The 21,291-nt window shown below is 41.6% G+C and carries 24 protein-coding genes and 2 pseudogenes; 12 read left to right on the top strand and 14 right to left on the bottom strand.

The window, feature by feature from the left end; translation table 11 throughout:
* Positions 1-58: 58 nt before the first annotated feature.
* Both V7K36_RS16445 and dprA read right to left on the bottom strand, forming a co-directional pair.
* Entirely contained in the window at positions 59-1,171 is a 1,113-nt protein-coding gene (locus tag V7K36_RS16445) for a site-specific integrase (protein WP_335117436.1), read from the bottom strand.
* Positions 1,172-1,234: 63 nt separating this feature from the next.
* Positions 1,235-1,951, bottom strand: a pseudogene (gene dprA / locus V7K36_RS16440) (DNA-processing protein DprA); the annotation flags it as partial.
* Positions 1,952-2,240: 289 nt separating this feature from the next.
* On the opposite strand from dprA, the gene V7K36_RS16435 reads away from it, so the two are divergent.
* The gene (locus V7K36_RS16435; protein WP_335117434.1) at positions 2,241-3,437 is read left to right on the top strand and encodes an alpha/beta hydrolase; all 1,197 of its coding nucleotides are present in this window, start codon (positions 2,241-2,243) and stop codon (positions 3,435-3,437) included.
* On the opposite strand, the gene V7K36_RS16430 is transcribed toward V7K36_RS16435, so the two are convergent.
* The 4 genes from V7K36_RS16430 to V7K36_RS16415 all read right to left on the bottom strand — a co-directional run bounded on the left by V7K36_RS16430 (position 3,432) and on the right by V7K36_RS16415 (position 6,003).
* A complete protein-coding gene (locus V7K36_RS16430) occupies positions 3,432-3,983 on the bottom strand; it encodes an IS630 family transposase (RefSeq protein WP_335117432.1) in 552 nt (183 codons plus the stop codon). The two genes, V7K36_RS16435 and V7K36_RS16430, sit on opposite strands and share 6 nt — an antisense overlap.
* Before the next feature lie 11 nt (positions 3,984-3,994).
* The gene (locus V7K36_RS16425) at positions 3,995-4,489 is read right to left on the bottom strand and encodes a helix-turn-helix domain-containing protein (RefSeq protein WP_335117429.1); all 495 of its coding nucleotides are present in this window, start codon (positions 4,487-4,489) and stop codon (positions 3,995-3,997) included.
* Between the two features lie 168 nt (positions 4,490-4,657).
* Entirely contained in the window at positions 4,658-5,347 is a 690-nt protein-coding gene (locus V7K36_RS16420) for a YdcF family protein (RefSeq protein WP_335117426.1), read from the bottom strand.
* Complete coding sequence (locus tag V7K36_RS16415) at positions 5,347-6,003, bottom strand: DUF2301 domain-containing membrane protein (RefSeq protein WP_335117424.1); 657 nt, start codon at positions 6,001-6,003, stop codon at positions 5,347-5,349. Before V7K36_RS16415 ends, V7K36_RS16420 begins: the two co-directional genes overlap by 1 nt.
* 304 nt (positions 6,004-6,307) lie before the next feature.
* Between V7K36_RS16415 and V7K36_RS34155 the strand changes: the two genes are divergently transcribed.
* Together V7K36_RS34155 and V7K36_RS34150 are read left to right on the top strand one after the other, a co-directional pair.
* Positions 6,308-6,532, top strand: a complete 225-nt coding sequence (locus V7K36_RS34155; RefSeq protein WP_442948472.1) for a hypothetical protein — start codon at positions 6,308-6,310, stop codon at positions 6,530-6,532.
* Positions 6,529-6,945 carry a Uma2 family endonuclease gene (locus V7K36_RS34150; protein WP_442948471.1) on the top strand — a complete coding sequence of 139 codons (417 nt, stop codon included), beginning with the start codon at positions 6,529-6,531 and terminating at the stop codon, positions 6,943-6,945. Before V7K36_RS34155 ends, V7K36_RS34150 begins: the two co-directional genes overlap by 4 nt.
* Before the next feature lie 77 nt (positions 6,946-7,022).
* Here V7K36_RS34150 and V7K36_RS16405 read toward each other — a convergent pair.
* The 3 genes and pseudogenes from V7K36_RS16405 to V7K36_RS16395 form a co-directional block, all read right to left on the bottom strand.
* Positions 7,023-8,090 (bottom strand): annotated as a pseudogene (locus V7K36_RS16405) (STM4504/CBY_0614 family protein).
* A gap of 293 nt (positions 8,091-8,383) precedes the next feature.
* The gene (locus V7K36_RS16400; protein WP_335117422.1) at positions 8,384-8,797 is read right to left on the bottom strand and encodes a putative toxin-antitoxin system toxin component, PIN family; all 414 of its coding nucleotides are present in this window, start codon (positions 8,795-8,797) and stop codon (positions 8,384-8,386) included.
* Positions 8,794-9,033 carry a hypothetical protein gene (locus V7K36_RS16395; RefSeq protein ID WP_335117420.1) on the bottom strand — a complete coding sequence of 80 codons (240 nt, stop codon included), beginning with the start codon at positions 9,031-9,033 and terminating at the stop codon, positions 8,794-8,796. Before V7K36_RS16395 ends, V7K36_RS16400 begins: the two co-directional genes overlap by 4 nt.
* Before the next feature lie 677 nt (positions 9,034-9,710).
* Between V7K36_RS16395 and V7K36_RS16390 the strand changes: the two genes are divergently transcribed.
* From V7K36_RS16390 to V7K36_RS16370, 5 genes are all read left to right on the top strand, one after another.
* The gene (locus tag V7K36_RS16390; RefSeq protein WP_335117418.1) at positions 9,711-10,109 is read left to right on the top strand and encodes a hypothetical protein; all 399 of its coding nucleotides are present in this window, start codon (positions 9,711-9,713) and stop codon (positions 10,107-10,109) included.
* Positions 10,028-10,480, top strand: a complete 453-nt coding sequence (gene dtd, locus V7K36_RS16385; RefSeq protein ID WP_335117416.1) for a D-aminoacyl-tRNA deacylase — start codon at positions 10,028-10,030, stop codon at positions 10,478-10,480. Before V7K36_RS16390 ends, dtd begins: the two co-directional genes overlap by 82 nt.
* 103 nt (positions 10,481-10,583) lie before the next feature.
* Positions 10,584-10,925: a photosystem II reaction center protein Psb28 gene (psb28, locus tag V7K36_RS16380; RefSeq protein WP_335117414.1), complete on the top strand. Its 342-nt coding sequence runs from the start codon at positions 10,584-10,586 to the stop codon at positions 10,923-10,925.
* Positions 10,926-11,026: 101 nt separating this feature from the next.
* Complete coding sequence (locus tag V7K36_RS16375; protein ID WP_335117412.1) at positions 11,027-11,539, top strand: MogA/MoaB family molybdenum cofactor biosynthesis protein; 513 nt, start codon at positions 11,027-11,029, stop codon at positions 11,537-11,539.
* 137 nt (positions 11,540-11,676) lie between these two features.
* Entirely contained in the window at positions 11,677-13,428 is a 1,752-nt protein-coding gene (locus tag V7K36_RS16370) for a sensor domain-containing diguanylate cyclase (RefSeq protein WP_335117409.1), read from the top strand.
* A gap of 35 nt (positions 13,429-13,463) precedes the next feature.
* Here the strand turns inward: V7K36_RS16370 and V7K36_RS16365 are convergent, their stop codons facing one another.
* From V7K36_RS16365 to V7K36_RS16350, 4 genes are all read right to left on the bottom strand, one after another.
* Positions 13,464-14,489, bottom strand: a complete 1,026-nt coding sequence (locus V7K36_RS16365; RefSeq protein WP_335117407.1) for a hypothetical protein — start codon at positions 14,487-14,489, stop codon at positions 13,464-13,466.
* A 25-nt stretch (positions 14,490-14,514) separates the two neighbouring features.
* Positions 14,515-15,642 carry a hypothetical protein gene (locus V7K36_RS16360; RefSeq protein WP_335117405.1) on the bottom strand — a complete coding sequence of 376 codons (1,128 nt, stop codon included), beginning with the start codon at positions 15,640-15,642 and terminating at the stop codon, positions 14,515-14,517.
* 490 nt (positions 15,643-16,132) lie between these two features.
* Positions 16,133-17,224 (bottom strand): phospho-N-acetylmuramoyl-pentapeptide-transferase, encoded by a 1,092-nt coding sequence (mraY, locus tag V7K36_RS16355; RefSeq protein WP_335117403.1) that lies wholly within the window; start codon positions 17,222-17,224, stop codon positions 16,133-16,135.
* A gap of 80 nt (positions 17,225-17,304) precedes the next feature.
* Positions 17,305-17,547, bottom strand: a complete 243-nt coding sequence (locus V7K36_RS16350; protein ID WP_335117402.1) for a DUF3134 domain-containing protein — start codon at positions 17,545-17,547, stop codon at positions 17,305-17,307.
* A gap of 244 nt (positions 17,548-17,791) precedes the next feature.
* Here V7K36_RS16350 and V7K36_RS16345 point away from each other — a divergent pair, with 244 nt between their 5' ends.
* The 4 genes from V7K36_RS16345 to V7K36_RS16330 all read left to right on the top strand — a co-directional run bounded on the left by V7K36_RS16345 (position 17,792) and on the right by V7K36_RS16330 (position 20,336).
* Positions 17,792-18,376, top strand: a complete 585-nt coding sequence (locus V7K36_RS16345; protein WP_334827657.1) for a PAP/fibrillin family protein — start codon at positions 17,792-17,794, stop codon at positions 18,374-18,376.
* 261 nt (positions 18,377-18,637) lie between these two features.
* Positions 18,638-18,853: a photosystem I reaction center subunit IV gene (locus V7K36_RS16340; protein ID WP_012410286.1), complete on the top strand. Its 216-nt coding sequence runs from the start codon at positions 18,638-18,640 to the stop codon at positions 18,851-18,853.
* Between the two features lie 249 nt (positions 18,854-19,102).
* Complete coding sequence (locus V7K36_RS16335; RefSeq protein ID WP_335117400.1) at positions 19,103-19,984, top strand: DNA-formamidopyrimidine glycosylase; 882 nt, start codon at positions 19,103-19,105, stop codon at positions 19,982-19,984.
* Between the two features lie 136 nt (positions 19,985-20,120).
* The gene (locus tag V7K36_RS16330; RefSeq protein WP_335117398.1) at positions 20,121-20,336 is read left to right on the top strand and encodes an NAD(P)H-quinone oxidoreductase subunit O; all 216 of its coding nucleotides are present in this window, start codon (positions 20,121-20,123) and stop codon (positions 20,334-20,336) included.
* Positions 20,337-20,942: 606 nt separating this feature from the next.
* Here the strand turns inward: V7K36_RS16330 and V7K36_RS16325 are convergent.
* A complete protein-coding gene (locus tag V7K36_RS16325) occupies positions 20,943-21,275 on the bottom strand; it encodes a translation initiation factor (protein ID WP_335117396.1) in 333 nt (110 codons plus the stop codon).
* Between the last annotated feature and the right edge of the window lie 16 nt (positions 21,276-21,291).

Below are 21,291 nucleotides of genomic sequence, written 5' to 3'. Positions count from 1 at the left end.
TATTTATAGGATTACAAAATAGTCCAGACTCTGATACCTAAATACAGTCAGATAGCCCTTAAAACTCTGGTAGTACTATGTTCCTACTAACCCCCGCGTAGTGTTCCGTAATGACTCTAGGGCTATTCCCAACCACCCTGGCGACCTCAGCAGAAGTCAAACCAGACTCTAGCATTCTAGTGATCGCAGTGTGTCTGGTGTTGTATGCTGGCCTGTAGCGATCGACTAGCCCCTGTTCAATCAACTGGGTTATTTTAGGTCGCCAGTGATACAATAGAAAGTTATGATTATTTATGACACATCCTTTGAGGCTAGGGAATACCTGATCAGTCGGTGTGCCTCTGGTTAACCCCTGAAGCAATCTAATCAACTGTGGGTTACAAGGGATTATCCGGGCTTTCTTAGTCTTGGTAGGCTTCCTAGTTTTTAACTCAAGGTAATAAGTAGCATTTATGGTAATACTGCGGTAGTCTGGGGTCATCTGTTTCCACTGTAGGGCGATCGCTTCACCAGTCCTGCAACCAGTCAGAAACAGAAAGCGCACAAATGATTCATAATGGCTACCCTGGAAAGACTCAAGGATAGCTAACATTTCCGAGTGAGTAAATGGGTCAATATGATGCCCCTTGGCCACCTTAATGCTTTTAGATAACCCAGTAAACTTATTGGTCGCTATTAGTCCCTGAGACTTAGCCCAGTCCATACAGGCGCTCAGATGTATTATTACCTGCCTAGCGGTACTGGGTGGCCTGTTTCTCATTATCCAGTCCCTAACAGCCTCGGCATCATCAGGGGACTGATGGGGTACTGTAGCTATTAAGCGCTTCCAAGTGCCTTCATAAATCTTATGGTGGGTCGATATTGCTACCGAGGTTTTCTTGTGATCACTAAATAGCTGCCAAAGTTCACTAAGGGTTAACTGTGGTGTTAGTTGGGTTTTAGTGGTTGCCTTGTAGCCGCTTGGGTCAAATCTGCCCTTGGCTATACTGTCCTCAATGTCCCAGGCTAATCTCTGGGCTTGCTTAAGACTACTGGGGTCATCAATGGCTAACCCAGTGGATATGTAGCGACTGGAACCATTAGCGATCGCTCTGGGTAATCTGAGTCTATAGTGACCCCTGTACTTCTCAATACCAACTGTACCTGCTTTTGCTTTTACCAAAATAGCCACCGAATAGCCAAGTAGCCCCAAAAGCCCGTATAGTAACCATTAGAAGGCTTGGATATCCAGAAGGCGAAGCCTTGCTTCCATTACCAGGATGGCGCGGCTTAAACCTGCAATAATCCGGTTGCGGCGGGGAAAGTGAGTGCGATCGGGTGGGGTTTTTGTGGGGTACTCACTCACGACTAACCCGGCTGTCAAAATTTGCTTGTAGAGATCCCGATTTTTATGTGGATAGATGACATCTATACCAGTTCCTAAAACTGCGATCGTGCGTCCACCTGCTTTCATGGCGGCGACGTGGCTTTCTGTGTCAATTCCCTCTGCCATCCCAGAAACAACTGTAAAGCCATTTTTAGCCAAAGCTGTACTAATTTGGTGAGTCCAACGGATGCCGTATTCTGAGGGTTGGCGTGTTCCGACAATCCCAACCATCGGTTTTTGTCCGAGATTTTCTTGGAGTTCGACTTCACCGCGATAGTATAAAATCGGTGGCGGACTTGGAGTTTCCAGCAATAAGCGGGGATAATCGGCATCTGCTGGTGTCCAGAAATGGGAATTTTCCTGCTGGTGCTTGATGAATAGTTGTTCTGGGTGCAAACGCGATCGCTGTTGTACTACTTTTTCTAGTGTCTGAAAACCAAAACCCTCTACTTCTCCTAACTGTACCTTGGTAGCGTTCCAAGCCGTTGCCAGTGTACCAAAATGCTGTTGCAGCCGTCGCAGTAATACCGGGCCAATTCCAGAAATTTGCGTCCAAGCTAGCCAATATGCTCCTTCTTCTACCACGGTTCCATCCTCACGCCTACTGGATTAAGTATTCCCAAATTAGGGCTGACTGTTGATATAAAGGGGGAGTGGAGGAGATGGCAAAGTTTCTTACAGCTATTTTTAGGTAAATAGACCACGCAGTAAGGGCACAGCATTGCTGTGCCCCTATGACAGATGTGGTTCAAATACTTGAATTCTGCTGTAAAACATGGAAGTTGAGCTTTTGAGGTTGAAAATTGAGCCTTTTAGTATTAAATATTGACTCTTAACTCTTGACTATTGACTCTTGACCATTGACTATTGACTATTGACTATTCGACTATCTTCTGTGATGAAATATTTCTATCGTCTTTTAATATGCCTATCTGGGTGCTTAATATTTTTACTGCTGCATAGTGTCTTTGGTTTGTTGCCGAGTTTGGCTGCCGAAAAGATTGTTTTCAGGTATGGATTGTTTGAGCAATCGATCCCGGTGGCAGATATACGCAACTATGCCGAGACGCAAAAGGTTTCTGCCGATCTGCAATCTTTCTTAGGTTATCTCAGCGCTAAGGATAAACAGAAGTTCCGAGATACTCTTCAGGTGAAAATGCCTCTTGATATTGCGGCTTTAGATAAGCTGATAAATACAGGAATAGGCAAGCAAATTTTATCTTTTGCTTCCCAAGGGACTGTCTTTCCGGCACGCTCCGCGATCGCCCGTCCTGATCAAGGCAGTATACAAGCCCTACGAGCTGCCATTATCTTAGGAGCAAAATCACCAGAAGGTCTAGGAGTAATCAGCTTTCTAGAAGCCTATCCTAGTAATCAACTAGTTGTTGACGTGTCAAAAATTCAGAAGCTAATCAGCATGGCAAATTCATCTTCTAGTTCTGCTGATGCACCTCCAAAAGACAATGTAAGTTCTTCACCTTTAGGGCAAATTGCACTACAATATCAGATACTTGCTACCCAAGGTAAACAGTTCTCAGGTTGTTTATTTGGCGATTCTATTTCGGCTGAACTTGGTAATACCCTTGGGAGTGGTAATTTTAATTTTGGGTTAAATGGTCTGAGTACAATCTCTTTACTGGAACAACTGAAAAGTTTAATTCCTACCAAGGTGAAATGTGAAAAAGCGATTATTGCCATAGGTGGAAATGATGCTTGGTATGGAATTAGTGATGAATTATTTAGCAAAAACTTGCAAGAGGCGATCGCACTTATCCGCACAATGGGAAATAAAGAGATTTTTCTGATTCCGGCTTTTTATTCAACAGTTGCAGCAAGCTTAGATGCAACTGTATCAGCCCCACTTCCTAAAGTTGAGCAAATTAATGTTCTGATTAATCGAGTTGCTGAAACCGAAAAAGTGCCAGTTGCAGCCGCAGGACTAGCACCCTTGTATGAAAATAATGTTCTCAAAGAAAATTTGACCAGTGATGGCGACCATCTGAATGCAGAGGGTCTAAAAATTTATCGACAAGCATTATTACAAATCCTGGGTAATACCAATTCTTTATGAAGCTGCGCTAAATAAAGCTTCAAGGATAAAGTCGTAGGAAGTTACACAAGCAATCATTTCAGGTGTAATTGCTTTGAGAACGTCAGTTAACTTCTGCTGTAATTGTGCAAGAGTTTTACAGTTTTCCCATTGGAGTTTTGATTTGAGAAGTTCCCAAAAACGCTCAATTGGGTTGAGTTCAGGAGAGTGTGGAGGTTGAAAAATCGGGATAATGTTATCAGGATAATCAAGAGTTTTGGCTTTGTGAAACGACCCTTGATCAAACTGGATAACCGCGATATCATCACCAAGCTCGGCAGATACTAATTCCAAAAAGTGTTGGAAACAATCAGCATTGAGGTAGGGAAACTCGTAGAAAAAGCTATAGCCACTAAGCGGCTCTACAACACCGTACAAATAAAAATTCTCACGCCGCCACTGGCTTTGTCCTAAAGGTTTAATTCCTTTTGCAGTAATTAAACGTCCAGTAATTGTTTTGAGTCCTAAACGAGTTTCGTCTTCACACAGATACCTTAGGCGCTTAGAATCTCCAAATTCTGACTGCAAAAACTTGAGTGCTAAGGGAAGTTTTTTTTAAAGTGAGACTGACTTAGAGGGTGCTGTTTAGTGCTTTGAGTACGAGGAACTTTCAATTTGGCTTGCAGTTGATAGCGAACTAGCTGATACACCGTTTTATACGCTATGTTTAGTCCTAATTCAGTATTGAGCCATTGTTGAATTTGACTATAGCTGTGAAATCCTTGTGGCTGGCACAATCTTTGTTTTAAACGCTCCAAGTTTTCTCCTTGAACAATCGGCTTTTTACCTGGGGCTTGTTTCACTGACAGTAAGCCTTCTCGTCCCCCATTCTTATACTTTCTTATCCAACGAGTTATGGTTGCTTGGTCACGTCCTAGACGCTCTGCGAGCGCCTGCCTACTTGTCACTTGTCCACTTTTTAACCAGTAGAGCATTTGTAGGCGTTCTTTACTACTTGCTTGTGTGACATATTTAAGGGCTTTTTCCAATTCTTCTTGGCTCTCTTCAATCTCAATAAGCAATCTCATACCCATAATGCTTTTACCAAATGCACCCACCTCATATTTTGGCGCATCTTCATACAGAATTGGTATAAGTAGGTCAATCTAATTAAACATAAAACGCTCTCTAGATAGATATCCGAGTTCTCAAAGAAGTCGGATATCTGGGAATTACGAATTACGAATTACGAATTATCACCTTTAGTCTTTCCAATTCAAAAACCGAGCATAAATATAAGCGATCGCTTCATCAAGCATTGTCCGTACACCTTGGCTAGAACCCCACCATTTCTCTGGATTGTAATCTTGCGTTTTGGCAGCAATCACACCAACTTTGATATCAGGATTCAGTAATTTTTTGAAAATTAGCCAACTTCTACGGGTATGAACATCCAAAGAAAAAAGATTAATTGATTCTACCTGTAAATTGGAATTGGATAGCCAGCGATAAAATTCAGCAGCAGATGCATAACTACGATCCTTAATCACGAAAGGTGTTGGAACAGCTACCACTTTTTCTGCTTCTAAACCGAGTTTGATGAAGGTGGCAACTGACACATCTGCAAAGTTATTGTATCCAGTCAGATAACTTCCTTTTCCTAATGTACCTCCGGTACTAATTATTTGACGATAAGAACCGTTTTTAAATTCAGTCAATGCTTCTTCTATAGCGTAATCTGGTAGCCATCCTTCCACAACTAATACTTCTGCTGATTTGATCGGGGAAGTTACGGCAAGAAAAGAGTGTATATGAGTAATAGTGAAAAATATCAAAGAAGCGATCAAAGCGATCGCAATCGCCCACCCCTGAGCCGTAAGTGTCCACATTTCTTGGCGTTTTATTAGTTTTATCTTAGGAAAATTTTGACGCCGGCGATTTTTGGTCTGCATTAAACCTTAGCTAAACGTTGCTCTTTCAAGTAGGTGAAGACAGACTTATCTCCAATATCAGCAGGAATTGCTTGCACTGTCTTTCGCAGCGCAAACACCAAAAATAACGTCGCCCAAATTCCTAATAAAACACTTTCCCCCTGAATTGGTAAAACTCGCACCAAATGTCCTAATAATAGTAGCGGGACTATTAAGGTTAATACTTTGGTTTCCAGGCGATTGAAACAAAAAGCCTCTTTAAAATAAATACCTGTCAAAGCAACGAAGATAAAACCAACTCCAAATAAGGTAAGAGGCTGATTGTAAACAGTGAGAGCCAAAGGTTTACTACTAGAGATTGCTAGAATCACTGATGCTATAGTACCGATCGCCCAAAAAACTTGCAACATTCGGTGCATTGATGCCATGTAGATATGAATAGTAAATAAACTTACACCAAGAGCGAGACTAAAACAAGCATATAGAGGTGTAAGTGCGGTAAAAACAGTCGGGTTATTGTTGAGCAAAACTAAAGCGCTACCTATGGCAAAGCTCAGTGCTGCTACCATTAACCCAGCGCGGTAGATAATTACGCCAGTGCGATCGCTCTGAGTAATTGTAAATTCCCCAAACTGACCTTGATAAACTTCTGGTGGATGTAGTGTTTGCGTAGTCATGGTTAAAAATATAGTTAGGATTTACTGATAGAGTACAACGGTAAATTGCTGAAGGGTTACTTTTACTATTATCGGCAATCAGACGAACTTAGTGTGACAATCCCTAAATTCTTTTACAAAAGTGTAGAAGCTTGCTCGGTTTGTCGTCAGATATCGCTCTTTATGGAGGATGTGCCATCGCTTGTAAAAATAATTTCCACTTAAGTCGATAGCGATCGCACTTTTTTTCCGACTCTTGCAACTTTAGAGACTTGTGTTCTAATACAATAAAAGTCAATAGGTCACTCCAGCACCATCATTACTTATGGTGAAATCAGACCCCCGTCAATTGCCTAGCAGTGCTGAACTTCCTTGTTCAGACGATACCCCTGTGGATAACGAAGACCAGAACTTTATTCCTAACTTGCTTCTCTTCTTGCTGCAATATATTTGGGCAAACCGTAATGACTGGTTTTTCAGCGTGGATATGGGCGTTTACCATACCACAGGGGTTAGTCCACTTGTGCCAATTGTACCAGACGGATTTTGAGCTTGGGTGTAGAACGCCCCAAGGCAGGGAAATCTCGTAAAAGTTATCTCCTCTGGGAAGAAGACTACATTGTACCTATCTTGGCTTTGGAAATTGTCTCTTTAACTCCGGGTGGAGAATACGATAAGAAATTAGACATTTATGCCAAGTTAGGTGTACTATACTACATTATTTACAATCTAGAGTATTGGCAATGCGTTAGCGAAGCGGCTCCTTCGGAGCTTCGCCACCAACCCTTTGAAGTTTATCGCTTAGTAGATGGTAGCTATCAATTGCAAATTGGTGAACCATTTTGGATGCCAGAAATTAGTTTGGGAATCGGGCGATCGCAATACATCTCTGGTAATATCCAGCGTCAGGTTTTGTATTGGTATGACCAACAAAGAAATCGCTATCAAACTTCAGAAGAATAGCTTGAACTAGCGCAAAAACAACTTGAGCGTTATCGTCAACAATTTGGGGAACTTCCAGAATAAGCAAAGCATTAGTATTAAGATAAGGACTTCTCGGCTTCTAGCAAAAATAGAATTGTACTTGCTGTGAGATGAAGCTGGTAAGCAGCAAAGTATTGTGGAACAGTAAGTGGCTGAGAACCTTGACCATGACCTGCATTTTTATTTCTCATAGTAGGAACTCCACTTTCAAGATTTGATTTTAGTGAGGTAAATTGAGTCTGTAAGTAAGGTTGAATCAAATTGTTCTGGAAGCAAACATTAATAAGATTTTTCGCCGGATCTCCAGGTTGATAAATCCAGCCTCGAATATCACAAATAGTTTTCATAGTACTCTCGAAAGATTTGAGGCATTCAACAAGGCATTCCTTGTATCGTCCATGCCGATAATGTTCGTGTGCTTTCAAAAATTCCTCATTTGCTCCTTGAAATCGTGTATCACTTAGTAATTCTAAAACTGGCTTCACTGCTTCAGCGTGGATTATTTGAGAGTCAACTCTAATAATTTCACCTGACTCATACTGATAGCCTACCCCGTGTTCTCTAAATCTATAGTTCAATTCTTTAATTGCTTCATCAGGTGTAATTTTTGATTTAGTTATACATCGTAAGCTATCATCCCTGTATGCTCTATCAATCAATTCAAAGCTTAACTCTACAACATCAAGTATCTCTTCTATGACCTTAGTTTCCAACATAAAATCAAATATAGGACTAGTATTTGATTTCTGAAAAGATACGTAGGGTGTGTTAGCGACAGCGTAACGCACCATCATCAACGGTTTGGTGCGTTACGAACTGCGTTCTAACACACCCTACAATACCTAATTTTGTTCAAAAATCAAATATGATTCCTATACATCTTGGATGTAACCATTGCTCAATATTTTTTTAAGCCATAATTTGCCATGTTCACGGCATAAAATATCGTGTATATTCTGGAAGCTCTGTATTGTTTGCAGATTTCTATGCTCACCTATAGCATCGTTCAGAATATGAATAATTTGTACGCGAAGCTGTTTAGAGATATAGTCATATCGATAAACATCAAGGAATTCTCCCATAAGTCTTTTTTGGCGTTTTGAGTATATATCGTAGACCTTCATACTTGATAAACCTCTATACAATACATATATACTATACTAGTGTTAACTATGTTGTATGTAGTGGATTTTCACTTATCTTAAATACGTGCAAATGGAGTTACAGACTAGCATAGCGCACCAATACAAGCTTTAGTATGTAAAAATAGCTACATATATAGCCGACTTTTTCCCCGACTCTTCAAACTACATCATATAAAACTGCCGACTTCAAGCGACTGACAAAACGAAGTGCGATCGCTTAGTTTTATACTATGTGTTATGCCGCTATCTTACGCACCCTACCAGATTGAAGCTTATTCCCTCACATCACAAACTAATCTTTTAAATAAAGACAGAGAAATAATAGTTGTGTTTAACAAAGTTTGCGCTTCATTAAAATCAGCATCACCTGTAATAAAAAAATCTGCCCCGGCTGCAATAGCACAAGTTAAAAACTTTGCATCTTTCCTATCTCTGGGAAAATCAACCTCCACATCCACATTAATTAGTGTTGTCACTGAATCAATTAAATAAACCCATCTTTCGTATTGTGCCTCAGTTAATTTTAAACGAGGACGCTTTAAAACTTCCTTATACTCTGCTACAATGTCTGCCGATACAACCCACTCAAAAGCAGAATTAGCAATCACAAATAAAATTACTGCCTCTGGATTTTTATCAGCTATAGCAGCAGAGACAACAATATTAGTATCAATAATAATTTTCATTCTCCCCGTCTATAAGCTTCAATTTCTGCTGCTATTTCTTCCTCAGTCAAGGGATTATCTGCGTGTATCGCTTGTATTTCTTTGAATAACTTTTTTAATTCTTCTGCTAAAGTAACCCTTTGATTATCATCTGCCAAAATAATCACCTCAACTCTCTGTCCTGCTTGAAATGGTAAATCAGATAATACTAACTGCTTTGGATCTGAAATGGTGATATATGTTTTATAAGCGTTCATGATTTATCTTGTTACTCAACTTTTATCTACCCTTCTTCTAACAATTTCGCCACATTCTCTGCAATTCTCTCTTCTAACTTTGTAAAGTTGTCTTAGAGGATATTTGAAACCCAAATTTTCTATAACCAACTTTTTACCCAACTTTTCCAACTGCATAAGATAAAATTGCCGACTTTAGCCGACTGACAAAACAAAGTGCGATCGCTGTATTTTACCGATATCCTTTGGCCAGATTTTAACAGAAGACCTTTTGCAAAAGTCCCAAACACCCCAGCCTTAATCCCCTCCTTGCTTGCGGGGCAGGGAGACAAAGCGTAGCTTTGGCGGGGTGGGGTTCTTATTTCTGATAGTCTAGAGAAGCATTTTATCAGGTTTTGTTGAGCTACCAAAGTCGCGATCGCCGTTTTAGTCAAGTTAAAGCTTCAGTGTCAGCTTAGTGTACCAAACACCAGACATCGCCTAAAAATTAAACCGAACAGTTTTTGCGATCAGGGGATAAAGTAAAAGCACCCACATTACCACGAGGTATATGAGCGCTAATAAATGAAAATCATTATCGAGGATAATCTATCTGCTATGACAGACCGAAGTAACTATAAGAATAGCAGCCACTGGGTAAATAAACTGCAAGGGTAGTTACAAATGTTTTGTTAAAAATACTACTTCCCGTAAATGCGATGCTTGACTTAGCCAAAATTCAATCGATTGCTCAATCCTATTCTCCTCAAGAACTCTTTGCAGCCTTGGTTTGGCAGCGTCGGTTCAATGAGTTTGATGGCGAAGAAGTGATTACTGATCTTTCCAACCACAGGAATTTATGGGCAAGCTTTCTGTTCACAAAACCAATCTTTGCACCAGATGAAAACGGTTTAAGCTTTGGTGGTATGGTTGATACCCTGCTTGCAATGGCTCTTACTGTAAATTATCTTACCGAAGATGATGCCTACGAGAAGGTTCAACCACTGTGGTCTATTTACCTGAAAATTGCTGTAAAATGCGCGTTGTTATCCAGCGAGTTAAATCATCTCAAGTTACCGTTAACGGTGAAATTGTCGGCAAAATTGGGCGGGGGCTAAATTTACTTGTGGGTATTGCCAATACCGATACTGATACTGAAATCGACTGGATGGTGCGTAAGTGCTTGGAATTGCGGCTGTTTCCTGACGAGGAAGGAGACAACCGTTGGCAAAAATCTGTACAAGAAATTAGCGGCGATTTGTTAGTAGTCAGTCAGTTTACCCTTTACGGGGACTGTCGCAAAGGTCGCCGTCCTTCTTTTGACCGTTCAGCCACTCCCCAATCAGCAGAAGATTTGTATAATCGTTTTGTTACCAAGTTAAGAGCTAGCGGTTTGCAGGTGGAAACAGGTCAATTTGGTGCAATGATGCAAGTTACAATTGAAAACGATGGCCCTGTGACTTTGATACTTGAAAAAGAGGTATTTTAAGTATATATACTAAAAAATAATCACACTAGCCTATAGTACAGTGCAGTTCTAATTGGTGAGAGAATATTAAATTAACCATCACAAAAGTTTAAATTCATTCATCATGGCGAAAATCCAGTTTTCTAAAGGTCTTGACGAAGAAGTAATTCCAGAGGTGCGCTTGACGCGATCGCGCACTGGCGATAGTGGTACAGCGACGTTTATTTTTACGAATCCAAAGATTTTAGATCAAAGTAGCACCGAAGATATTACCGGGATGTACTTGATTGACGAAGAAGGGGAAATAGTTACCCGTGAAGTTAAGGCTAAATTTGTTAACGGGAAACCGGAAGAATTAGAAGCACTTTACGTGATGAAATCAGCCCAAGAATGGGATCGCTTTATGCGCTTCATGGAGCGGTATGCTGAAGAAAACGATCTGGGACTGAGCAAAGCTGAAAAATAGGGCATAGGGCATTGGGCATTGGGCATAAGTAATTATTTTCATGTCCAATGTGCTATTTCCCATGTCAAATTACTCGTTATCAAAAGTTGAAAGCTTAACCGATGACACAACAACCCCACCCAGACTCGCCGATAATTACGGTAACTTGCGCTGTGGTTACTGTCAGCGATACACGCACTTTTAAAACAGACAAAAGTGGCCAGCTAATTCAGCAATTACTCCTTGGTACTAACCATACTGTAGGAGCCTATACGATTATCAAAGATGAACCAACACAAATTCAAGGGCAGATAGAAAATCTTGGTAAAAGCTTAAATTTAGATGCTGTAATTTTCAATGGTGGTACAGGTATTGCACCAAGAGATACCACCTACGATGCCATTGAAAAGTTGCTGGAGAAAACCTTACCGGGATTTGGTGAGTTATTTCGTTTTTTAAGTTATCAAGAAATTGGTTCGCGGGCGATCGCTTCTCGCGCCGTTGCTGGTGTTTATCAAAATAAATTAATCTTCTCGCTTCCTGGTTCCAGTAATGCTGTGCGACTAGCGATGGAAAAATTGATTTTGCCGGAACTCACTCACTTGGTAAGTCAGGTTTGTCGGGGGGTGAAATGAGCAGCCTTTCAGAACGTTACTATAATAACTTTTGTAAAACTAACACATCATGCATTGAACTCATCACTTCTATCATTACATTTTTAGCCTATCTAGAATTATAGTGAAACGGATGAAATATTCATATCAGGTCAGCAATGGAGCCTATTCAGTGGAATTGGATGATTGCTCACGGCATCACTGCATTTTCATACTTTGGCATCCCTACAGTAATAGGGGTTTTCTTTGCCAAAACTAAGACAACTATCCCTTCTAAGTTTTGGCTAGCCTTTTTCTTATCAGGTGGATTTGTACTATTTTGCGGATTTCATCACCTTCTGGCAGTATTTGAGCCACATTCGCCAGTGTCGCTGTTGCACTTGGGGGTACTTGATGTAATGGCGTTTATTTCCTTGTCTGCTTTACTCTACCTGATGCCAACCGCTTATCAAATTGTCGAGGCGATCGCCAGATATCAAGAAGATAACCGCGAACTTGAACGCAGCCAGCAGATGCAACGGCTATTTCTAGATCATGGGCCATTTGCAGCCTATATCAAAGATGAGCAATCTAGAATGCTCTACTACAACCAGGAGCTACAGTCTAGATTTTCGATAGATTCACAAAAATGGTTGGGGAAAACGGATATTGAATTCTTGCCAGATCCAGAACAGGGGCGGCAGGTAATGGAAAATGATCAATTCGTTTTGAAGACTCTACGCCCCTTGAAGCTGATTGAAGAGGTAAAGACACCTGGTAATGATCAGTCGTCCTACTGGTTATCGTTTAAGTTTCCCTTTATCGATTACGCAACGGGCGCTAACCGCATCGGTGGGTTCAGTATCGATATTACAGAATCCATAGAAGCAGAGCGATCGCTCACTAACCTAAATCAGAACTTAGAAGAAAAAACACTGAAATTAGAGGCAAAAAAACGAGAACTTATATATCTCTCAGATATGGCGGATATGCTTTATTCTTGCGAGTCTGAAGATGAGGTATATAAAGTGGTAGCTTTAACCTGTTCCAAGCTGTTTCCTAATATGAGTGGTTGTATATGTATAATTTCTAATTCCAAGAATTATGTTCAAATGAATAGTATTTGGGGAGGCGAAAAAAGCAGTAAAGAAATATTTTCACAATCTGAGTGTTGGGCATTGCGGAGAGCGAAATTCAACCTTTTATTGCCTCGTAACTCAGGACTGATGTGCAGCCACTTAATACAGCCTGTTAGTGGCGCACATTTGTGTATTCCTTTGTTTGGACAAGGCGAAGTAGTTGGCATTTTACACATCCATGCGCTTGAAGAAATCAGCCCAGAAGATCAAGAAATTAGTGAGATTATTGCTAGAACATTAGGCTTTGCACTGAATAATCTATCGATAAAACAACGTCTAACCCATGATAACTTGCGGGATGGGATGACCCAACTATTCAATCAAAACTATATGCAAACCATAACGGAACAGAGGCTAGCGGAAGCTGAACGGTTGGGACAACCTCTGAGTGTTATTTTCCTTGATATCGATAACTTCAAATCTTACAACTCGCGCTATGGGCATGTGACTGCCAACATTGTTCTTAAGGGATTAGCAAAACTGCTGTTAAAATCTATTCGCTCCTTTGACATTGCTTGCAGATGGGGTGGTGAAGAATTTGTAATTGTCATGCCTAATATGACGCTAGAAACACTCAGGAAACGAGTAGAACAACTAAGGCTAGATGTTGAACAAATGCAATTGAAGGACGGCGATCAGATCCTCGAAAGGATCACCGCTTCCTTTGGAATAGCTGTATCAGAACCAGGGATTACAATTAAGGATTTTCTGAATCGGGCAGATCAAGCGATGCTTGAGGCAAAGCGAACAGGGAAGAATCGGGTTATTGAGTATGCAAATACTTATAATTAATTCAGATTCTACCGCTCCCCTTATAATTGGAGCCTTTAATTTAGAGGCGCTCTGGTATTTCGCAATAACCCTCCAATATTGGTAAATTCAGGAGTATTATTCAAAGCTCTTAGGGAATTTGTATTAGCTTTGTCTACAATGGTATTGTAGGCATTAATTGCCTGATTGAGTTTAGTCAGATTGACATCGTTCTGGTTTGTTACTAGACCGTTGAGGCTCAAGATTAAATCGGTTGTGGATAGAGCATCAGCCCCTGCTAACCCCAGCCTTATGGAAGTATTCGCAGCACTAGGATCAACTCCGGCTGCCAACACAAATGCTAGAATAATGTCTGCATTATTAGCCTTATCCCGTGGACCAACTATTTCAAAATTAAGTATTTCCCCATTAGGTTTCTTGAATGTAACAACCTTTCTTACAGTTTCTATTAATGAACTATTAAGGGTTTGGGCTTGAAGAGGAAGTATAGTTGCGTTACCACCAATTTGAACAGAAATAGAGCCTTTGACACGTAGTGTAGTAATTGCAGTCCTTACATATCCAATGGCAGCCGCTAGAGTGGAAAAACTTTCTCTCTGACCACTACCTGTTAACAACGATCCCCCACCAGGAACTAGCGCTTGAGTAGTATTCACAATTACAAAAACCCGACCAGGAACTGGCGCTTCAGTGCGATTCACAATTAGAGGAGCCACCGCCCCAACCAAAGCTGCAAGTTGTTGTTCTGTGAAACCGCCAGTTTGTAAGGTCGCAACAGCGTTTTGTGCAGATGTATTCAGAATTTTTTGAATATCTGGCGGCACAGTAATTTTAAATATTCCACCACTATTAGTCACTGTAATGTTGCCAAATTTTGTTGTGCCACCATTTTGAAGAGTGACAGGCACTGAAAAAATAGTACCACTTGAGGCACCGGAGTTATTACCACTTGTATGACCACTGATTCCCTGACTGTCCGTCTGCCCGATCGGGAGAGGGATGGCTTGGTTTGGCAATTGCCAAGCACTCAAAAGCAGAGGACTCAGACTCAGAGCAAGGATTAGAGACTTGATTTTGATCATAGTGATTCTCTCAAAATAAAGGGATTTACTTGGGCAAGAAATTGAAACCATAGCTGACACTCAAAAGTACGGCACTACCACCAGCAGTCCGATCCGTCAGGTCTAAACCTTGAAGCTGAATCGTCAGAGGAATAGTTTGAACAGGAACGAAAGAAACCCCAGCGTTTAAAGCTACTCCACTCCAAGATGCACCGATACCTACTTGAGGATGAACTTGCAAACCCACGCCTCCAAATATCCCAACTTCGTCATTTCCTGAACGGAAGTTGCCGCCTCCCACTCCTACGGTAAGTGCCAATGGCATCTGATTTTGAGCATTGGTAGGTTGCAACAGGGAGACACTTGTAACTTCACCATAGACACTAGAATCAGCCACTCCTTCATTCCCATACTGGGCAAAGGTATTCCAGCCAACAGCAGCCGCAACTTGATTGGTAGTACCAGCATAGATAACACGGTGGGCTTTGAGATCGAAACTTCCATTATCACCAAAGTTTTTGATACTACCTTCGTTGAAGGCGACTTCTAAACCGATTGACTTCTGGCTATCTCCCAAACCAAAACCCGCACTGATACTCCCATCCAAACCACCATTGCCATTGCGCTCTTTGCGAGTTGCTCCTGCTGCTTGCACGAAAAAGTCTCCCCAGTTAGCTCCGAAAGCACTGGGAATGCCAAAGCTGAGGCTAGGAGTATAGGTTTGTTTACCACCTATGCCTCCAAACAAAGGCTTAATTTTTAGCCTTTGACGTAATTCACGATCATTTAATTGAGTCTGAGAGTCAGCAGAGGGAGTTTGAGCTTGTAATAGAATTTTATGATCACCTTGGTTTGGTGAGATCATAAGCATCTGTGCTGGACTGAGATTTGAAGAGTTTACTCTCGGAGAAACAATCGTTTTTTGGGTTTGAGTGTTGGCTAATTTAGTTAAAGATACATTCTGTTGTTTTTCAAAAATAATTTTCTGCTCTAAAAATGGAGTCTGTTGTTCTTGAAAAACAATATTATCTTCAGCAACTGCGGGATTGACTGAAATAGCCATTAATGTTGTGAAGGTAGTTACCAGACTTGCCCCGAAGATATAGCAAATATACTTAACAACAGTCAGTTGATAAATCTTGTTGCTGTTGGACTTTTTTTGTTTTTTATCCACTTAATCCTCCTCAGACCTAAATAACTCTGTGGTTCATCGAAATGTATACTAAATCTGGAATTTCATCTTCATGAGTTATCGTGAAATCGCCTTTAGGGCGTTTATAGTGCTATATTCCACACTTAAGTACTGACTAGGTACTCAGTAAGTTTTGTATGGACTTACATCATATGAGCAGATATGTAATAGTGACAATAGTGACAAGATTAGTAAATCATAAAGTTTTTCTCAAGGGCGATGCCTTGGTTGGGCTGCGCCTACGCTAATTAGACTTGCAGTACAATCTAGTACTAAAAAATACTACAGCGAACTTACGAGGTTCAACACCTGTAGAAACTTGAAAGCGAACCGTATTGGAAGTGGTAGAGCCTTAATTCATGATTCCTAATAAAAAAACAACTCCCTGAAGATGTGGGAGTTGTCATTTTAGATTCTAGCAGTTAGTTTTTCAAAGGATTCAGAATGGAGCGATGCCTGGGTTGGGCTGCGCCTACGCCAAACAGATAGCAGCCAATATAGCAGCGATGACATAAAATACTCCAACCACCTGTAATTCTGACCAGCCAGTTAGTTCTAAATGATGGTGTAAGGGTGCCATTTTGAAGAGGCGCTTGCCTTTGCCATCGGGGCCTTTAGTAGCTTTGTAATAACTTACCTGTGCCATCACCGAAAGAGTTTCTACGAAGAATATACCACTGAGAATGAACAGCGCTACTAAGGTGTTTGTCAATAGCGCTACAGCAGCCAAAGCTCCTCCCAGTGCTAAAGAACCGGTATCTCCCATGAAAACGCGGGCTGGATTACGATTATGGGCTAAGAAACCTAAGCAGCCACCACTTAAAGCAGCACAGAAAACCATCAACCCAGGTGCTGTAGGTGCGATTAAGGCGCCTAATGCCAAAAGTGCGATCGCTACTGTTCCTGCTGCCAAGCCATCAATACCATCTGTTAAATTAGTTGCATTACTTTCTGCAACTAGTACAAAACCTGCTAAAGGCCAGAATAAGAATCCCAAGGGTAATGTAAAACTTACCCAAGGCAAAGCAATATTTGTAATATTAGAAGGTTGATTAAACATCAGCCATACACAAAACACAGCCGCAAAACCCACCTGCAAAGCCAGTTTCGTTTGGGGAGATATACCTTTATTTGATTTCCGGCGCAGAATTTGCCAATCGTCGAGCCAGCCAATCAATCCGTAGCTGATTGTCAATGCCGAAACTGCAAGCACCTCTGTAGCAAAGTTAGATAATATACAGGCAATTATCACACCTACAGGTACAAAAAATATACCTCCCATTGTTGGGGTGCCTGCTTTTTTCAAATGGGCTTGGGGTCCATCTTCGCGAATTATTTGTCCAGTTTTGAGTGCTTGAAGTAGGGGTATTACCCAATAGCCCACGACACCTGAACCCAGCGCACATAATAATAGTGGCAGGGTTAAGGACATACTTTGCCAGGGTAGCCTATTGGCGATCGAATCCAAATAAAATGCTGTTGTACCTAGCCCGATGGCTAATAAAGAGGCTAGAGCGATTCCAGAAATATTTAATCCTTGCTCAGGAGATAATTTAGCGTCCACAGAAGTTTCCCTTCACTCCACACTTAATAAAACTGAATACCAGGAACTAGGGATACAACCAAGTCCCTAGCCTGAAAAGGCTAATCCTCAGCGATTCCTATATCGTCATCATCATCATCATCAAGGTCGTAGCCAATTCCATCTTCTACACCCATTAAGGAGTCTATTCCTTCTGCGTCAGTTTGAAAATCCGGTTCGTGAATGTCACGCGCGATGATCCGACCGTTGGTTTGCAACCAGTCCAACAAAGAGGACTCTAACTTTAGGGGGATGACATCGGCTCGTTGGTTACGGAGTTCTTCACGTAATGGAGAGTTCAACATATCGAGTGAGGACAAGAAAAGGTTTACGTAAGTTGACATTTAGAGTCTATCACTTGACATGGATTTATTTAGTTATCTTTTCAACCCTTCAGTTGATAAATCCGCATTCAGATAGAAATTTTTTTATTTAATAGGCGTATGGCTGACGTCAAGCGATTATTAGTAATTTTTATGGTTCTACACATAGGCGATGAATATCTTGTTTATGCTGAGGGAAAGTGAGTGATTTTTGAGGTGACAGGCGATGATGGGAAAAGCGGCTCTTATAGATGCGATCGCACTTACAAATCGCGGTCTATTGGCGACCGAAGTACAGAAACAGGCTATCTTAGCTGCGATCGCCAATTTGGAAGACTTTAATCCTACACCCCGTCCGGTGGAAGCTAGTAATTTGCTAGATGGCAATTGGCGATTACTATACACCACTAGCAAGGCTCTTTTAAACTTAGATCGTCTACCTTTATGCAAACTAGGTGAAATCTATCAGTGTATCCGGGTAGAAACTACCAGTGTTTACAACATAGCTGAGATTTATGGCTTACCTTATCTGGAAGGATTAGTCAGCATTGCTGCTAAATTTGAGCCAGTTTCAGGTCGGCGTGTCCAAGTTAAATTTGAGCGTTCTATTATCGGCTTACAACGTTTAATAGAATACAATTCTCCGGTAACTTTTATCCAACAAATTGAAGCTGGTAGAAAATTTCCGGCAATTGATGTTGCCATAAACAGTGATAAACAGCAAGGCTGGTTAGATATCACTTATATAGATCACGATCTGCGGATCGGCAGAGGTAACGAGGGAAGTGTGTTTGTGTTAACTAAAACATAAACTTGTACAAAATGACCGTTTGCGAACGAAGGTACGCTATAATGCGTGCCTTGTCAAGTGGGGTGTAATACCGTTTTAAATTTTGGGAGTGGGGAGTGGGGGAGATGTGGGAGAAAGAATAACTAATATTTAATGCCCAATGCCCAATGCCCAATTCAGATAAATAACTTAACAAAGACTCTTGGTGCGACCTTCAGGTTGTAGAGTGAAATCAATTAGCTCTCTAGATTGGCGATTGATAACTATAAAGGGAAAATAATCATGGTTCAACGTGGTTCTAAAGTACGTATTCTCCGCCCTGAATCCTACTGGTTTCAGGATCTAGGAACTGTGGCTTCCATTGACCAAAGCGGCATCAAATACCCTGTAATTGTCCGCTTTGAGAAGGTAAATTACTCTGGTATCAATACCAACAACTTTGCCCAGGATGAATTAGTCGAGGTTGAAGCACCAAAGGCTAAACCAGCTAAAAAATAGCAGCAAAGTTATAAGGGGATTGTTTGATGCGATGATGAAGGGTAGTCTTAAGTCTGAAGTATGAAGTCTGAAAATTTCAGTTCATTCTTCATCCTAGCCTACCCTAATCTACGAGAAGCCGTCCTCCGGGTATTTACGGTTTCTTTTTGGTAGTACGGCAAGCCACCTACGTGTGTCTAATATACTACCTTATGCCTTCTTTCTTGACCCCCCCAAGTTACATTAAAATTGCTTGCTTAATCAGTTTGAATGCCTGAACTGCCTGAAGTTGAAACAGTGCGAAGGGGTCTAAATCAATTGACCCTCAACCAAGAAATTACGGGTGGAGATGTGTTGCTCGATCGCACCATCGCCTACCCGTTTTCTGTCGGTGAATTTGTTGACGGAATTAAAAAGAATGCGTACCCCGGAGGGGTTGGCGCAGCCATCGCTACTTGGCATCGTCGCGGTAAATATCTCCTCGCCGAACTCTCTTCCACAGGCTGGCTAGGGGTTCATCTGCGAATGACAGGTCAACTACTATGGCTGCATCAAGATGAACCATTACACAAGCACACGCGGGTTAGATTATTCTTTGGGGATCAGCAGGAATTACGCTTTGTTGATCAGCGTACCTTCGGTAAAATGTGGTGGATTCCGCCTGGTGTTGCTGTAGAAAGTATTATGACTGGTTTGGCAAAACTGGCAGCAGACCCATTTTCACCCGAATTCACTGTCGAATATCTAGCTCTTAAACTTCAAAACCGTCGCCGTCCGATTAAAACTGCGCTACTGGATCAATCGGTGGTGGCGGGATTAGGTAACATTTATGCTGATGAAGCGTTGTTTAAGAGTGGGATTTTACCTGAAACCTTGTGTATAGATTTGCAGCTAAAGCAAATTGAGCGTTTGCGAACAGCCATAATTCAAGTGTTAGAAACCAGCATTGAGGCTGGTGGCACCACTTTTAGTAATTTCCTAAATGTTAAAGGTACTAACGGCAACTATGGTGGTGTTGCCTGGGTTTATAACCGCGCTGGAGAACCCTGTCGAGTATGTGGTACAGAAATTCAACGGATTAGGTTAGCTGGGCGATCTAGTCACTTTTGCTCCCAGTGTCAAACTCTGCGGGGGGTTGGGAGACGCGATTAATCGCATCTGTACAGGAGTTTGGAGAGACGCGATTAATCGCATCTGTACAGGAGTTTGGAGTTTAGAGTTTTTACTTCTAACTCGGAACTCTCTTAAAATGCAGATAAAAGAACTTACAAATTTGAGAGAGGAACTGATGGCAGTCAAAAAAGGAGATATGGTTCGCGCTGTGCGCGAGAAACTAGAAAACAGTCTGGAGGCAAAAGCCAGTGATACTCGCTTTCCTTCTTATTTGTTTGAAACTAAGGGCGAAATTGTAGATGTCAAAGGTGATTACGCCCTGATTAAGTTTGGGAAAGTGCCAACACCTAATATTTGGCTACGTCTGGATCAACTCGAAGAGTTTAAATAATAATCCCGCCCTAATTTTTCACCTCATCTGGAAAAGCCCACGGAAAACCTAACCCCCTAAAAGGATGTCTGAAAAGTTTTTTTGTATACACCTAACCCTTGGAGATCCCCCTAAATCCCCCTTTTTAAGGGAGATTTAGAAACTCTTATTCCCCCTTTTTTAAGTGGAGCGCTGGCGTGGGTTAGGGGGATCAACAAATTTTTGATACTTCTGAGACATCCTCTAACCGCCTTCCCGACGCGGGAAGCTACGGTGTACACACAAGTCTCTCTGGACGCAATTTACGGTTTATCAAATAGCCAAAGAAACCTCACCCTGGTTATGCTACGCAAAACCTGTCCCTCTCCTTGGTAAGGAGAGGGATGTCTGTCAGGACAGGGTGAGGTTTTTGTTTTGGGTAATTGGATGACTTGTGTGTACACTGTAGGACGCGGGAAGGGGGAAAATTAAAAATCTCTCTCCTACAAGGAGAGAGATTTAGTTTTTTGTCAAGTTTAAGTTGATGGGTAAGCAAGTTCGTAGTTAGGATTTTAGTCCTGAATTTCTAAGCACTTAAGTGCTTATTACAAACCCTCAAAACTAGCTTGACAAAGTATTAGTTTCGCGTTAACGGCGGGAATCCTGATCTGCGGGGTCGCCGTAGGGATCTTCGCTGGCTGGGCGAACGTTGCCAAACTCCCCTTGGTCTGCGGGGTCGCCGTAAGGGTCTTCGCTAGCTGGGCGAGCGTTGCCGTAAGACGCGACATCTGCGGGGTCGCCGTAGGGGTCTTGACTGGCTGGGGTGACGTTGCCGTAAGATGCCGGATCTGCGGGATCACCGTAGGGGTCTTCGCTGGCTGGACGTACATTGCGATCGCGCAATTTGGCATCTTTGTCAGCTTGATCGCTGTCCGATCCCAAAAGGAAATCTTTCGCCTTTCGCAAAAAGTCATCTACCATAATCTGTCTCCTGATT

Origin of the sequence: Nostoc sp. (genome assembly GCF_036919555.1) — a bacterium.
Lineage (GTDB): Bacteria > Cyanobacteriota > Cyanobacteriia > Cyanobacteriales > Nostocaceae > Nostoc.
Note: the sequence above shows the minus strand (reverse complement) of the source record. Positions and strands in the feature narration are given on the sequence as shown.

Excerpts from the sequence above, each read along its gene's own strand:
- V7K36_RS16340 (WP_012410286.1), top strand. The coding sequence starts at position 18,638 with ATGGTTCAACGTGGTTCTAAAGTACGTATTCTCCGCCCTGAATCCTAC.
- V7K36_RS16350 (WP_335117402.1), bottom strand. The coding sequence starts at position 17,547 with ATGTTGAACTCTCCATTACGTGAAGAACTCCGTAACCAACGAGCCGAT.
- V7K36_RS34155 (WP_442948472.1), top strand. The coding sequence starts at position 6,308 with ATGGTGAAATCAGACCCCCGTCAATTGCCTAGCAGTGCTGAACTTCCT.
- dtd (WP_335117416.1), top strand. The coding sequence starts at position 10,028 with ATGCGCGTTGTTATCCAGCGAGTTAAATCATCTCAAGTTACCGTTAAC.
- V7K36_RS16370 (WP_335117409.1), top strand. The coding sequence starts at position 11,677 with ATGGAGCCTATTCAGTGGAATTGGATGATTGCTCACGGCATCACTGCA.
- V7K36_RS16365 (WP_335117407.1), bottom strand. The coding sequence starts at position 14,489 with ATGATCAAAATCAAGTCTCTAATCCTTGCTCTGAGTCTGAGTCCTCTG.
- V7K36_RS16345 (WP_334827657.1), top strand. The coding sequence starts at position 17,792 with ATGATGGGAAAAGCGGCTCTTATAGATGCGATCGCACTTACAAATCGC.
- V7K36_RS16395 (WP_335117420.1), bottom strand. The coding sequence starts at position 9,033 with ATGAACGCTTATAAAACATATATCACCATTTCAGATCCAAAGCAGTTA.
- V7K36_RS16420 (WP_335117426.1), bottom strand. The coding sequence starts at position 5,347 with ATGCAGACCAAAAATCGCCGGCGTCAAAATTTTCCTAAGATAAAACTA.
- V7K36_RS16335 (WP_335117400.1), top strand. The coding sequence starts at position 19,103 with ATGCCTGAACTGCCTGAAGTTGAAACAGTGCGAAGGGGTCTAAATCAA.
- V7K36_RS16325 (WP_335117396.1), bottom strand. The coding sequence starts at position 21,275 with ATGGTAGATGACTTTTTGCGAAAGGCGAAAGATTTCCTTTTGGGATCG.
- psb28 (WP_335117414.1), top strand. The coding sequence starts at position 10,584 with ATGGCGAAAATCCAGTTTTCTAAAGGTCTTGACGAAGAAGTAATTCCA.
- V7K36_RS16415 (WP_335117424.1), bottom strand. The coding sequence starts at position 6,003 with ATGACTACGCAAACACTACATCCACCAGAAGTTTATCAAGGTCAGTTT.
- V7K36_RS16375 (WP_335117412.1), top strand. The coding sequence starts at position 11,027 with ATGACACAACAACCCCACCCAGACTCGCCGATAATTACGGTAACTTGC.
- V7K36_RS16390 (WP_335117418.1), top strand. The coding sequence starts at position 9,711 with ATGCTTGACTTAGCCAAAATTCAATCGATTGCTCAATCCTATTCTCCT.
- V7K36_RS16425 (WP_335117429.1), bottom strand. The coding sequence starts at position 4,489 with ATGGGTATGAGATTGCTTATTGAGATTGAAGAGAGCCAAGAAGAATTG.
- V7K36_RS16330 (WP_335117398.1), top strand. The coding sequence starts at position 20,121 with ATGGCAGTCAAAAAAGGAGATATGGTTCGCGCTGTGCGCGAGAAACTA.
- V7K36_RS16400 (WP_335117422.1), bottom strand. The coding sequence starts at position 8,797 with ATGAAAATTATTATTGATACTAATATTGTTGTCTCTGCTGCTATAGCT.